Origin of the sequence: Actinoplanes sp. CA-252034 (assembly GCF_050956125.1) — a bacterium.
In the GTDB taxonomy this organism is placed as follows: Bacteria; Actinomycetota; Actinomycetes; order Mycobacteriales; family Micromonosporaceae; genus Actinoplanes.
Genome location: NZ_CP191846.1, coordinates 10,353,941 through 10,367,202, shown reverse-complemented (window position 1 = coordinate 10,367,202; position 13,262 = coordinate 10,353,941). Strand labels below are relative to the sequence as shown.

9 protein-coding genes and 1 pseudogene are annotated in these 13,262 nt (G+C 70.0%); 6 read left to right on the top strand and 4 right to left on the bottom strand.

Annotated elements, in window-relative coordinates; translation table 11 throughout:
* Nucleotides 1-27: 27 nt before the first annotated feature.
* Together ACQPZW_RS46960 and ACQPZW_RS46955 are read left to right on the top strand one after the other, a co-directional pair.
* Nucleotides 28-1,691 (top strand): annotated as a pseudogene (locus tag ACQPZW_RS46960) (fumarate hydratase).
* Between the two features lie 162 nt (nucleotides 1,692-1,853).
* On the top strand, nucleotides 1,854-3,029 hold the full coding sequence (locus tag ACQPZW_RS46955; protein ID WP_433792451.1) for a Fic family protein: 1,176 nt from the start codon (nucleotides 1,854-1,856) through the stop codon (nucleotides 3,027-3,029).
* 16 nt (nucleotides 3,030-3,045) lie between these two features.
* On the opposite strand, the gene ACQPZW_RS46950 is transcribed toward ACQPZW_RS46955, so the two are convergent.
* Nucleotides 3,046-3,471 carry a hypothetical protein gene (locus tag ACQPZW_RS46950; RefSeq protein WP_433792450.1) on the bottom strand — a complete coding sequence of 142 codons (426 nt, stop codon included), beginning with the start codon at nucleotides 3,469-3,471 and terminating at the stop codon, nucleotides 3,046-3,048.
* 540 nt (nucleotides 3,472-4,011) lie between these two features.
* Here ACQPZW_RS46950 and ACQPZW_RS46945 point away from each other — a divergent pair.
* From ACQPZW_RS46945 to rlmB, 4 genes are read left to right on the top strand one after another with little or no spacing between them, the layout of a single operon-like run.
* A complete protein-coding gene (locus tag ACQPZW_RS46945; protein WP_433792449.1) occupies nucleotides 4,012-6,918 on the top strand; it encodes a BTAD domain-containing putative transcriptional regulator in 2,907 nt (968 codons plus the stop codon).
* A 31-nt stretch (nucleotides 6,919-6,949) separates the two neighbouring features.
* Nucleotides 6,950-8,305, top strand: a complete 1,356-nt coding sequence (locus ACQPZW_RS46940) for a class II fumarate hydratase (RefSeq protein WP_433797850.1) — start codon at nucleotides 6,950-6,952, stop codon at nucleotides 8,303-8,305.
* A 23-nt stretch (nucleotides 8,306-8,328) separates the two neighbouring features.
* Nucleotides 8,329-9,744, top strand: coding sequence for a cysteine--tRNA ligase (cysS, locus tag ACQPZW_RS46935; RefSeq protein WP_433792448.1), 1,416 nt, complete (start codon nucleotides 8,329-8,331; stop codon nucleotides 9,742-9,744).
* Nucleotides 9,744-10,868: a 23S rRNA (guanosine(2251)-2'-O)-methyltransferase RlmB gene (gene rlmB / locus ACQPZW_RS46930; protein WP_433792447.1), complete on the top strand. Its 1,125-nt coding sequence runs from the start codon at nucleotides 9,744-9,746 to the stop codon at nucleotides 10,866-10,868. The genes cysS and rlmB overlap by 1 nt, the downstream gene beginning before the upstream one ends.
* 1 nt (nucleotide 10,869) lies before the next feature.
* On the opposite strand, the gene ACQPZW_RS46925 is transcribed toward rlmB, so the two are convergent.
* From ACQPZW_RS46925 to ACQPZW_RS46915, 3 genes are all read right to left on the bottom strand, one after another.
* Entirely contained in the window at nucleotides 10,870-11,988 is a 1,119-nt protein-coding gene (locus tag ACQPZW_RS46925; RefSeq protein ID WP_433792446.1) for a PQQ-binding-like beta-propeller repeat protein, read from the bottom strand.
* Between the two features lie 87 nt (nucleotides 11,989-12,075).
* Nucleotides 12,076-12,513 carry a hypothetical protein gene (locus ACQPZW_RS46920; protein ID WP_433792445.1) on the bottom strand — a complete coding sequence of 146 codons (438 nt, stop codon included), beginning with the start codon at nucleotides 12,511-12,513 and terminating at the stop codon, nucleotides 12,076-12,078.
* 75 nt (nucleotides 12,514-12,588) lie between these two features.
* Nucleotides 12,589-12,990, bottom strand: a complete 402-nt coding sequence (locus ACQPZW_RS46915; protein WP_433792444.1) for a hypothetical protein — start codon at nucleotides 12,988-12,990, stop codon at nucleotides 12,589-12,591.
* Between the last annotated feature and the right edge of the window lie 272 nt (nucleotides 12,991-13,262).

Below are 13,262 nucleotides of genomic sequence, written 5' to 3'. Positions count from 1 at the left end.
CGCCCCGCTGGCCTAATCTTTCGGTTCATGAGCTCCAGCGCCGAATTCAGGTACTCGCCGCTCCTGCCGACCGGCGACGACCTGACCGAGTACCGCCTGGTCACGGACGAGGGTGTCGATGTCGTCGAGGGTCCCGGGGGGCGACGGTTCCTGACCGTCGAGCCGGCCGCGCTCACCCAGCTCACCGCGGAGGCGATGCACGACATCGCCCACTACCTGCGGCCCGCCCACCTGACCCAGCTGCGCTCGATCATCGACGACCCGAAGGCGTCGCCCAACGACCGGTTCGTCGCGCTGGACCTGCTGCGCAACGCGAACATCGCGGCCGGCGGCGTGCTGCCGATGTGCCAGGACACCGGCACCGCGATCGTGATGGGCAAGCGCGGGCGGCACGTGCTGACCGACGGCACCGACGAGGCGGCCATCGCGCTCGGCGTCTACCAGGCGTACACCCGGCTCAACCTGCGGTATTCGCAGCTCGCCCCGATCACCATGTGGGACGAGAGGAACACCGGCACCAACCTGCCGGCCCAGATCGAGCTCTACGCCGAGGACCCGGGCGGTCACCCGGACGCGTACAAGTTCCTCTTCATGGCCAAGGGCGGCGGCTCGGCCAACAAGTCGTACCTCTACCAGGAGACGAAGGCGCTGCTCAATCCACAGCGCATGATGCAGTTCCTGGACGAGAAACTGCGCCTGATCGGCACGTCGGCCTGTCCGCCGTACCACTTGGCGGTCGTCATCGGCGGCACCAGCGCCGAGCACGCGCTGAAGACGGCGAAGCTGGCCTCCGCGAAGTACCTGGACAACCTGCCCACCGCCGGGACCATGCTGGCGCACGGCTTCCGCGACCTCGAGCTGGAGGCCGCGGTCCTGGAGCTGACCCGTGACTTCGGCATCGGCGCCCAGTTCGGCGGACGGTATTTCTGTCACGACGTGCGGGTGATCCGGCTGCCCCGGCACGGCGCGTCCTGCCCGGTCGCGATCGCGGTCTCCTGCTCCGCCGACCGGCAGGCGGTCGCGAAGATCACCCCGTCGGGTGTCTGGCTGGAGCGGCTGGAGACCGACCCGGCCCGCCACCTGCCCGACGTCGACCTGGAGGCGTCGCCGGTCGTCAACATCGACCTCAACCGGCCGATGGCCGAGATCCGCGCCGAGCTCAGCAAGTACCCGGTGAAGACCCGCCTGTCGTTGACCGGTCCGCTCGTCGTCGCCCGTGACATCGCGCACGCCAAGATCGCTGAGCAGCTCGACGCCGGCCAGCCGATGCCGCAGTACATGCGTGATCACGCGGTCTATTACGCCGGGCCGGCCAAGACCCCCGAGGGTACGCGTCCGGCTCGTTCGGTCCCACCACGGCCGGCCGGATGGACTCCTACGTCGAGAAGTTCCAGGCGGCCGGCGGCTCGATGGTCATGCTGGCCAAGGGCAACCGGTCCAAGCAGGTCACCGACGCCTGCCAGACCTACGGCGGCTTCTACCTCGGCTCGATCGGCGGCCCGGCGGCGCGGCTCGCCCAGGACTGCATCCGGCACGTCGAGGTGATCGAGTTCCCCGAGCTCGGCATGGAGGCGGTCTGGAAGATCGAGGTCGAGGACTTCCCCGCCTTCATCGTCGTCGACGACAAGGGCAACGACTTCTTCGCCGACGTCACCAAGCCGAACCCGATCTTCAGCATCGGCCGTCGCTGACGCTCGGCGCGCCGAGGCGACCTCATGACTCGTAGCGCGGTTTGAAGTTCACGGCTGAGTTTTCATGTCTTGCCCCTTCGACTTGAAACTCGGTTCTCAAGTTGTCTCGGGACTTGAAAACTCGAGTCTCCTTTTGAAGTTTCGCGTGCTTTACTTCAAATCGTGGATGAAGCTGCGTTCCGATCGTCCCCGGTGGGCTATTTGGTCCGAATCGATGGTTGGGATCCTCGCTATAGCGAAAAGTACGAGTGTGCGGCATTCATCCCTGATCCTCTGCCCGCCGAACTCGATCTGAAGCAGCAGACGTATTCGGGAGTCACCGCTGCGGCGGTTGCTGTCGCTCGCCTCGACCAGGCCGCGTTCCGGCTGCCGAACCCGGGCCTGCTCGCGCGCCCGGCGATTCGGCAGGAGGCCGTCAGCACGTCGGCGCTCGAAGGCACGTATGCAGCCCTCGACGATGTCCTTGAAGCCGATTTCCTCAACCGCAATCAGCTCACCGCCTCCGTTGCGGAGGTTCACAACTTCGTCGAGGCTGCGGAACTCGCGTTCGAGTGGATCAAGGACAAGCCCATCACTGTGGGCATGCTTGAGCAGTTGCAGAAGATTCTCGTGCGTGGGACCAGGGGTGACTCGCACGACGCCGGCCGGATTCGGACTACCCAGGTCTTCATCGGAGCCGGTGGCGGCCGGGTGGACGATGCCAGGTTCGTGCCGTCACCTCCGGGTGACCAACTGCGTGCCGGGATCGATGCCTGGGCGACATGGCTCAACGCTGAGGACACGTTCCCGCTGGTGATCAAAATGGCGCTCGGTCACTACCAATTCGAGACCCTGCACCCCTTCAACGACGGCAACGGGCGTCTCGGGCGTCTGGTGTGTGTTCTGCAGTTGGCACATAGACGCGAGCTACGAGTACCGGTCCTGAACCTGTCACCGTGGCTTGAGGCTCGACGGCGTCAATATCAGGACCATCTGCTCGCCGTCAGTGCCACCGGGGACTTCGAGCCGTGGATCCGATTCTTCTCCGAAGCGGTGCGTGTCCAGGCAATTCGTGCGGTGGAGAAGATCGACGCCCTCCACGACTGGCGAGACCAGGCATTGGCGCAGCTGGCCGCCGCCGAGGTTCGGGGCGTGGCTGTCCGGATCGTCGAGGACATGCTGGGCTACCCACTGATCACCGCGACGCCCACCGCGGAGAGGTATGGAGTGTCCTACCAAGCGGCGAACACGGCCATCCGTCGCCTCGTGGAACTGGGCATTCTCGAGGAGCGGACTGGTCGTCGGTATGGGCGCGTGTTCGCCGCGCGGAAGGTACTCAACATCATCAATGCGCCCTGACGGAAGACCGCGAAGGTCAGCCTGCCGAGGCCGACGGGGCGACTGAGGCGGGCGGTCCCGACGGGGATTCGGAGGGGGACTCGACGGCCCGGGTGACGCCGCAGTAACCGGCGATCGGGCTGATCCACTCGCTGATCTGGTTCTTGAGGGAACCGTCCAGGTCCTTGGTGCTCTTGATCTTCTCGATGTAGTCGAGGTCCTTGGCGCTCGCCTCGATCCGCTGCGCCGAGGTGCCGGCCGCCGTCTTCAGCTCCGGGTCCCGGGCGTTCGCGGTCTCCTTGCGGATCTGCGTGCCGACCGTCTTCAGTTCGGTGGCGGCCTGCTTCTCCGCCTTGTCGGCGTCGGCGGTCTCCTTCGCCTCCTTGTGGGCGATCATCTTGCCCAGCGCTTCGCCGAAGTCGCCGAACTCGGTGGTGAAGACCTTGTCCAGCCGCTCGCACACCTTGATGGTCTCGGCCGTCCAGTCGGGGCGGCGGACGACGGGAGCAGGACCGCCGGGGCCGAGGTGGCGGGAGTGGTGACGGCCGGCGCCGCGGTGTCCTCGTTCTTCGCGTCGTCGCTGCAGGCGGCGCTGGTGAGCAGCACACCGCCCGCGAGCAGGGCCAGGATGGCGCGTCGCATCGGAGATTCCTCTTCGTCGGGGTCATCCAAACTCAGCCGACGGTACGTAACGAAGCCAGCGACGTCCAACTCTGTGTGATCGCTGAAGTACGAACAGCCCGCCCGCGGAGTACCGCGGGCGGGCTGTCACTCCCCCGTTCCGGCTGGGCCGCCTCGCCACACTCTGGGGGCGCTCTTTGGAAGCATCGCGGCGAGACGGCGCTGCGGAGAAGGTTGCCGTAGGTCGCTATCGATTCACTGTCGATCCGCTCTCGAGGCTCTCGGTAGGCTTCGGTCGCGAGCGCACAGGACGGGGATGGCTACTTTGCGCTACCACATACTAGGAACACTCTCCGTAACGAGAGATGAGCGTCCGGTAGCGGTGACGGCCGGGCGTGATCGGGTCGTGCTCGCGATGATGCTCCTGCACCCGGGGCGCATCGTGAGCCTGGGCGAGCTGACCGAGGCCATCTGGGGCGCCGATCCGCCGGCCACCGCACGGGGCCAGGTGCAGACCTGCGTGTCCCGGCTGCGGCGCGGTCTCCCGGCCGACGTGATCATGACAGACCCGGCGGGGTACGGGATCCGCGTCGAACCCGGCGAGCTCGACTCCGAGCGCTTCCTCGCCCTGGTGGACACGGCGCGGGCGGCCGGCGGGACGGGAGCGGCGCGGGCGGCGTACCGGGAGGCTCTCGATCTGTGGCGTGGTCCGGCGTGCGCGGAGATCGACGCGTCGGCGGTCCGGCAGGCGGCGGCGATGCTCGACGAGCGGCGCGCGGCGGCCCTCGAGGACGCGATGGACCTGGAGCTGGCCGCCGGCCGGGCCCGGGAACTGCTCGGCGAGCTGGCCGCCCTGGTGGACCGGTTCCCGCTTCGGGAGCGGCTGCGCGGCCAGTTGATGCTGGCGCTGTTCCAGGCGGGGCGGCGGGCCGACGCACTGGCCGAGTTCCGGCGGGCCCGCGACGTGCTGCGCGACGAGCTCGGCATCGAACCGGGGCGGCGGTTGCAGGATCTGCACCGCGACATCCTGGCCGGGGCGGTCCCCGAGGTCCCGGTGGCGGTGCCGGCCAACGGGGCGATCCGATGCCTTCCGCGTACGGTCTCCGACTTCACCGGCCGAGCCGAGCAGGTCGACCGGTTGATCGCCGGGATCGCGGCGGCTGAGTCGGCGGGGCCGGTGGTGGCCGTCCTGGACGGGATGGCCGGCAGCGGCAAGACCACCCTGGCGCTGCACGTCGCCACCCTGATCGGCGACCGTTTCCCGGACGGGCACCTCTTCGTCGACCTGCAGGGCCACAGCGAGCAGGATCCGGTCGACCCGGCGGCGGCGCTGCTCGTCCTGCTCCGGCAGCTGGGGCACAGCGCCGAGGAGATCCCGTCCGAGCCGGTCGAGCGGATCGGGTTCTGGCGTACCCGGGTGGCCGGGAGGCGTCTGCTGATCGTCCTGGACAACGTGGCCACCAGCGCCCAGATCGCCGATCTGCTGCCGGCCACCCCGGGCAGCCTGGCCCTGGTCACCGGCCGGCGACGGCTCGCCGGGCTGGACGGCATCCAGCTGGAGTCACTGCCGGTGCTGGCGCACGACGAGGCGATGGCGCTGCTGGAGCGGATCGTCGGGGAACGAGTGCATGCCGAGCCGGAGGCGGCAGCCGAGGTGGTACGCCGCTGCGGCGGGCTGCCGCTGGCCGTCCGGCTGGCCGGCGCCCGGCTCGCGCACCGGCCCCGCTGGCGGGTGTCCGACCTGCTGCTGCGGCTCGGCGAGTCGGCGCTGCCCGAGCTGGCCGCCGAGGACCGTACCGTGGCGGGCGCGTTCACCCTCACCTACCGGCAGCTGCCGGCGTCGCTGCAGCGGGTGTTCCGGCTGCTCGGCGTGCACCCGGGCGTCACCGTCGACGACCTGGCGGTGGCCGCCCTGGCCGGGTTGCCGCTGGACGAGGCCCGGGACGCGCTGGACGAGCTGGTCGACGTGCACCTGCTGGAGGAGCCGGAGCGGGGCGTCTACCGGATGCACGACCTGATCCGTGAGTACGCCGGGGTGCTCGCCACCGACCTGCCCGCGGAGGACCGGCGCGCGGCGCTGACCGCGGTGCTCGACCTGGAGTTGCACGCCCTGATCGCGGCGGTCGCGTCCAGCCACCACGACGTGCTGAACCGCGACCTCGGGTGGCCACGACCGGACCGGCCCGACCTGGTGGCGGCGCTCGAGGACCCGTACGCCCGGCTGGAACGGGAGCGGCCCGGCCTGGCCGCGTTCGTGGACGCCGCGGCGGCCGCCGGTCATCTCGGCTACGCCTGGCGCATCCCGCGGGCCGCCTGGCAGCCGCTCTTCTTCCGCGGCTACATGGACGACATCCGCGACCTGCACCAGCGGGCCATGGACCGGATCGCGTCGTCCGGCGACAAGGCGGCGATCGCCACCATCGCCAACTATCTGGCGTCGGCCTACTCGCGGGGCGGCGAGCACGGCCCGGCCGAGGAGCACCTGCTGCTGGCCATCCGGATCCGGCAGGAGCTGGGCGAGGCCGGGGCGGTCGCCACCAGCTACGGCAACCTGGGCACGATCTACCAGTCGCAGGGCCGGTTCGCCGAGGCGATCGAGGCGATCCACACGTCCCGCCGGATCATGGCCCGGCAGCGTATGCGGACCTCCTCGGCCGGGCCGCTCGGGACCCTGGCCGAGGTGCTGGGCCGGCTCGGCCGCTACGACGAGGCGCTGCACTACGCCCGGCTGCGCCTGTTCGCGGTGATCGAGCACGAGGAGGAGGGGCCGCTCGCGCTTGCGGTGCTGCTGCTCCAGCGCCTCAAGTACGCGCACGGGCTGATCGGCGTGGACACCGCCCACCGGCACCTCGACGTGGCGCAACGGCTGGCCGGGCGCAGCGGCTCGCGGTCGATCATGGCGGATCTGCACAACGACCGGGCCGGGCTGTTCCGTGACGCCGGACGCTACGCCGACGCCCGCGCCGAGCACCGCCGGGCCCTGGACATCGCGGTGCGGATGCGCGACACCCGGCACGATTCCGAGTTCAGTCACGACCTGGCCACCACGCTGCTGCGGGCCGGGGACGTGACCGGCGCCCGGGAGATGTACGAACGGTCGCTCCGGCTCGCCACGGCGGGGCGGATGGCGTACTCGATGGCTCGTGCTCTGACCGGTCTCGCCGCCTGCCTGGACCCGGATGATCCGGAGGCGGCCGGCCTCCGGACGAGAGCGGCCGGGCTGTTCCGGGAGATCGGGATCTCAAGCGGTTCGGCGGACGTCGAGAGAGGATGGTCCGGTGACGACTGACGAGAGTGGCTTCCGGACCGAGCGCGACACGATGGGCGAGGTGCGGGTGCCGGCCGCCGCGCTGTGGCGCGCGCAGACGCAGCGGGCGGTGGAGAACTTCCCGATCTCCGGCCGTGGGCTGGAGCCGTCCCACATCCGGGCGCTGGCCCGGATCAAGGGGGCCGCCGCCCGGGTCAACGCGAACCTCGGCGTGCTGGAGAAGGACCTGGCCGAGTCGATCGCGACGGCCGCCGCGCACGTGGCCGACGGCGGCTACGACGACCAGTTCCCGGTGGACGTCTTCCAGACCGGCTCCGGCACCTCGTCGAACATGAACGCCAACGAGGTCATCGCCACCCTGGCCAGCCGTGATCTGGGCCGTCCCGTGCATCCGAACGACCACGTCAACGCCTCGCAGTCGTCCAACGACGTCTTCCCGTCCTCGATCCACCTGGCCGCGACCGAGGCGGTCAGCGCCGACCTGATCCCGGCGCTCGGCCACCTGGCGGTGGCGCTGAGCGCGAAGGCCGAGGCCTTCAAGACCGTCGTCAAGAGCGGTCGCACGCACCTCATGGACGCCACTCCGGTCACTCTGGGCCAGGAGTTCTCGGGGTACGCACGGCAGGTCACCAACGGCGTCGAGCGGCTCCGGGACACCCTGCCCCGCCTGGGTGAGCTGCCGCTGGGCGGCACCGCGGTCGGCACCGGCGTCAACACGCCACCCGGGTTCGCCCCGGCGGTGATCCGTCTGCTCGCCGAGGAGACCGGCCTGCCACTGACCGAGGCCCGCGACCACTTCGAGGCGCAGGGCGCCCGTGACGCGCTGGTCGAGGCCTCCGGCCAGCTCCGGGTCATCGCCGCCGGCCTCTACAAGATCGCCAACGACATCCGCTGGATGGGCTCCGGGCCGCGGGCCGGTCTGCGTGAGCTGCGCCTGCCCGACCTGCAGCCCGGCTCGTCGATCATGCCGGGAAAGGTGAACCCGGTGGTGCCGGAGGCGGTCCGCCAGGTCGCGGCCCAGGTCATCGGCAACGACGCGACGGTCGCCTTCGCCGGCACCCAGGGCGACTTCGAGCTCAACGTGATGCTGCCGGTGATGGCCCGCAACGTGCTGGAGTCGATCCGGCTGCTGTCCGCGGTGGCCCGCCTCTTCGCCGACCGCTGCATCGACGGCATCGAGGCGGACGAGGAGGTCACCCGGGCGTATGCGGAGGGGTCGCCGTCGATCGTCACCCCGCTCAACCGTTTCCTGGGTTACGACGAGGCGGCCGCGATCGCGAAGCAGGCGCTGGCCACCGGCCGGACGATCCGTGAGGTCGTGATCGAGCGTGGGCACGTCGGCAACGGCACGCTGACCGAGGCTCAGCTGGACGAGACGCTCGACGTGCTCCGGATGACGCGACCCTGAGAGCAGGCCGGTACCCTTGTACGGTGACTCTACGCCTGTACGACACCGCGACCCGATCGGTCCGGGACTTCGTCCCGATGACGCCCGGTCAGGTGGGGATCTACCTGTGTGGTGTCACCGTGCAGTCCTCGCCCCACATCGGCCACCTTCGCTCCGCCGTCAACTACGACGTGCTGCGCCGATGGCTGATGCACACCGGCCTGGAGGTCACGTTCGTCCGCAACGTCACCGACGTGGACGACAAGATCCTGCAGAAGGCGGGCGAGCAGGGCCGGCCGTTCTGGGCCATCGCCTACGAGAACCGTCTCCACCTGGACCGTGACTACACCGCGCTCAACGTGCTGCCGCCCACCTACGAGCCGCTGGCCACCGGGCACATCACCGAGATGCACGAGCTGATCCAGGAGCTGATCGACCGCGGGCACGCCTATGCGGCCGATGGTGACTGCGCCGACGTCTACTTCGACGTGCTGTCGTATCGGGAGTACGGCGCGCTCTCCGGTCAGAAGCCGGAGGACATGCGCGACGCCGGTGACGCCCCGGTGCGCGACAAGCGTGACCACCGCGACTTCGCCCTGTGGAAGGGTGTCAAGGCGGACGAGCCGCGCGACGCGTATTGGCCGTCACCGTGGGGCAAAGGCCGTCCCGGCTGGCACATCGAGTGCTCGGCGATGGCCCGGCGCTACCTCGGCGACGAGTTCGACATCCACGGCGGCGGCCTGGACCTGACGTTCCCGCACCACGAGAACGAGGTGGCCCAGTCCAAGGCGGCCGGTCTCGGCTTCTCCCGCTACTGGGTGCACCACGCCCTGCTCAACCTGGGTGACTCCAAGATGAGCAAGTCGCTGGGCAACGTGATCGACCTGGCCTCGCTCGTCGGGTCCGGGATCCGTCCGGTCGAGCTGCGCTACTACCTGGGCAGCCCGCACTACCGCTCCCGGATCGACTACTCCGACGAGGCGCTGCGTGAGGCCGCCGTCGCGTACCGGCGGGTCGAGGGCTTCGTGCAGCGGGCCGCCGAGATCGTCGGGCCGGGCCGGCCCAAGCAGGTGCCGCCCGCTTTCGCCGACGCGATGAACGACGATCTGAACACGTCGGCGGCGCTGGCGATCGTGCACGACACCGTGCGCGAGGGCAACACCGCGCTGGCCGCCGGCGACGAGGCCGGCATCCGGGGCGCGCTGACCGCGGTCCGGGCCATGCTGGGCGTGCTCGGCCTCGACCCCTTCGACGAGAAGTGGGCCGGCAGTGAGGCCGGCAACGACCTGAAGCCGGTGGTCGACTCGCTTGTCGCCCTGGCATTGGAACAGCGGGCCCAGGCCCGCGCACGTAAGGACTGGGCGGCCGCCGATTCGGTGCGCGACCAGCTCAAGAACGCGGGTATTCAGGTGGAGGACACTCCGGCCGGGCCGCGATGGACGGTAGGAGAACAACACTGATGGCGGGCAACTCGTTCAACGCGAGCAAACGCACCACCTCGAAGAAGGGCGCAGCGGCCGGTTCGGGCGGTAAGAACCGCGCCGGGCTCAAGGGCCGGGGGAAGACCCTGCCCGCCGACGAGCGTCCCTGGCACAAGGGCTACTCCGGCACCGAGAAGCTGCCCGAGAAGACGGCGCGCAAGCAGGACAAGGAGCGCAGGGCCGCGGCCGCCGAGGGCCGCGCGCCCAAGATCGGCATGCCCGGCACCAAGGACACCACCTGGGGGCGTGGCGGTGGCCGTGCCTCCGGTCTCACCCGCACTCAGACGGCCCGCGGCGGTGTGCGCGGCGCCGGTCCGCGCGGTCCCCGGGTCGCACCGGGCCGCCGGTCCAACCCCACCAAAGAGGGTCCCGAGCTGCTGCTAGGCCGCAACCCGGTGGTCGAGGCGCTGCGGGCGCTGGTCCCGGCCACCGCGCTCTACGTGGCGCAGGGCATCGACATCGACGACCGGGTGACCGAGATCGTCCGCACCTCCGGTGACCGGGGCATCCCGATCCTGGAGATCAGCCGCAACGAGCTGGACCGGATGACCGGCGGCGTGCTGCACCAGGGCATCGGGCTCCAGGTGCCGCCGTTCGCGTACGAGGACTTCGACGACCTGGTCAACGCCGCGCTGGAGCAGACCGCTCCGCTGCTGGTCGCGCTGGACGGCATCACCGACCCGCGCAACGTGGGCGCGGTGATCCGGTCGGTGGCCGCGTTCGGCGGGCACGGCGTCTTCATGACCGAGCGCCGGGCCGCCGGCATCACCGCGACCGCCTGGCGCACCAGCGCCGGTGCGGCCGCCCGTGTCCCGGTCTCCCAGGTGGTCAACCTGACCCGGGCCATCAAGTCGGCACAGAAGGCGGGCTTCACCGCGATCGGCCTGGACGCCGACGGCGAGACCGGCCTCTACGAGTTGGAGGCCGCGATCGGCCCGCTGATCGTGGTCGTCGGCTCCGAGGGTCGCGGCCTGTCCCGCCTGGTCGGCGAGACCTGCGACCTGCGGGTGAGCATCCCGATGGCCTCCGACGTGGAGTCGCTGAACGCCAGCGTGGCGGCAGCGGTCACTCTGGCCGAGGTGAGCCGCCGCCGCCAGGCCTGATTCAGTAATACGCGCGCAGGCGGTTGCCATCCGTGAGGAAGAGGCGGCCGCCTGCCACCGTCGGTGGGTAGTTCTGACTGCTCGGCATGCCGCCCTTCAGCTCCCGCCCGGTCGCCGCGTCGGCGATCGACAGTCCCGCCCCCATGCCGGACGGGCTGAAGAGCAGCGCACCGGCCCGGACCGGCTGTCCCACCCCGTCCGGCAGATGCACCGACCAGAGCTTCCGGCCGTTCTCGGCGTCCAGGCAGACGACGCTACGGTTCCGCGGGACGTAGACGCGGGTGTCGTCGGCGGTCACCGAGGGCGCCGGCCAGGCCGACTCCCAGGCCTTGTTGCCGTTGGCCGAGTCGACCGCGGTGAGACCGCCGTTGCGGCCGCCGATGTAGAACCGTGATCCGCTCGGGTTGCTGCCCACGGCGTACCAGTCCTCCGGGGTCTTCCAGATCGTCGCCCCGGTCTTGACGTCGATCGCCCGGGACCCTTCGCCCTCGGTGCGCAACAGGATCCGCCCCTGCGCCGACAACAGGCCGTCGCCGCGGGTGCCGAAGAGCTTCCACAGCCGGGCGCCGGTGGCCAGCCGGTGCGCGACGGTCGACGTCTCGAAGTCGGGTCGGCTGTCCACCACGACCACGCCCCGGTCCACGATCATGTCCTGGGTGGGTGCGCTGAGCGGGATCTCCCAGAGTCGGGTCCCGTTGCTCGCGCGGTACGCCCCCAAAAAACTGTGCTGGTTGTCACAGGCGTAGGTGAGGGCGGTGAGGATGCCCTCGGCCAGGGCCATCCGGGTGACGCCACGGCGCTCCAGGGCCACATGCCAGCGGCGGGCGCCGGTCGCCGGGTCGTACGCGCCGATCCCGCCCCGATCGCTGGTGTAGATGTGCCCGTAACCGGCCAGCGGCTCACGCCCGACCTCGCACTCCGGCGCGCCGTGGGTGGGGATCTCCCAGCGCTGCTTGATCGAGCCGACCGTGGACGGGGTCAGCGTCCGCTCGTACGGGTTGTAGAAGGTCAGCCCCGGGCCGTACCCGGTCTGGGTCCACTCCGAGGTGGGCGCCGGCGCCGGTGCGGGGGTGGGCAGACTGAGTGCCGTGGTCAATGCGGCTATCAGGAAGAGGTTCACACAAGATCAACGAGCGGAGACGGGATCGATGATGGGCCGGGCTCTACCGCCGCCCGCGTTCTTTCCGGGCAGCGGTAGAGCAGCGACTCAGAGGTCGGCCGCGGGCGTGAAGACGTCGCAGTTGCGGCCCTGCTCGGCGCGCGTCACCGTGACGCCGGTGCACAGGCGCAGCTCGGGCCGGCCACCGCCCCACAGGAACTCGGAGCGTGTCGCGAAGTTCGTCTTCCCGGGCCCGCACAGATGGTTCAGGGTGCGCCACTCGATGCCGTCGGCCGGGCCGTTGTAGGCGATCTGCACGACGGCGCACCGGTTGCGGCCGTTCATCGCCAGGGTGCCGCTGACCGCGACCGGCGGAACCGGGCGCTCCGGGATGCTCATCATCCGGTCATAGGTGCCGTAGGCGCTCGCTTTTCCGGCGGCCAGATCAAAGGTGTTGTCGACGGCGAGAGCCGGCGTCGCGGCCATTGCGACCGCCGCTCCGGCGCCGCCGAGAACAATGAGAGTACGGCTGATGACAGAATTCATGAAATAGTCCTCAATCGTGTCGAGGGCGTGCGTCGAGACATCAACGAATGAAATGAAGAAAAGGCGCGCGAAAGGTCAGCGCACGAGCAGCGTGTAACTCGGCACGAATCCGGTCCGGCATCGGAACGAGACCCACGCCCGCTTCGCGACACCGGCCGCGCCGACCTTGCGGCACTCGGCCTGCGGGTCGGCCACCTCGTTGAAGGCGGCGGTGTAGACGGTGGTCTCGGTGGCCAGTGGCGTGGTGCGCGCGGGGTAGCTGACGATCAGGTCGTCACCGGCGTATCCCGAGCGTACGGCGTAGGCGGACCAGACGCCGGAGCGCAACCCGGCCTCGCCGATGACGTCGGCGCGGCCGAAGCCGTAGGTGCCCATGAGCCCGGTCGTGTCCGGCCCGGTCGCGGCCTGGGCCGCGGCCGGGGTGAGCACGGTCGCGACGGCGGCGGCCACGACGGCGCCACGTGTGATGGAACGCATTCTTTCGGTGTCCCTTCCATGAATATCCGGGGATCTCCCGCGACGTGATGGATGGCCGTGCAGAAAGGATCGTGTCTCCCTGCAGGCATTACCGAACATACATGAGTCACGTCGTCGGTGAAGGGTGGGGCGGATGTCTTTTCCGCACGTTCTCATTGTTTGCGGATCTGTTGTTTTCGACGCCGATTTCAGCGCGGAAAAATGAAATACCCCCGCCGGTCGGCGGGCGCGGTGGACGCCGGGTGGCGGTCGCCGGGCCGTCTCCGCCGACC

Bases quoted from the DNA above. Each gene is read 5' to 3' on its own strand.
- ACQPZW_RS46940 (WP_433797850.1), top strand. From the start codon at position 6,950: ATGGGCGAGGTGCGGGTGCCGGCCGCCGCGCTGTGGCGCGCGCAGACG.
- rlmB (WP_433792447.1), top strand. From the start codon at position 9,744: ATGGCGGGCAACTCGTTCAACGCGAGCAAACGCACCACCTCGAAGAAG.
- ACQPZW_RS46920 (WP_433792445.1), bottom strand. From the start codon at position 12,513: ATGAATTCTGTCATCAGCCGTACTCTCATTGTTCTCGGCGGCGCCGGA.
- ACQPZW_RS46915 (WP_433792444.1), bottom strand. From the start codon at position 12,990: ATGCGTTCCATCACACGTGGCGCCGTCGTGGCCGCCGCCGTCGCGACC.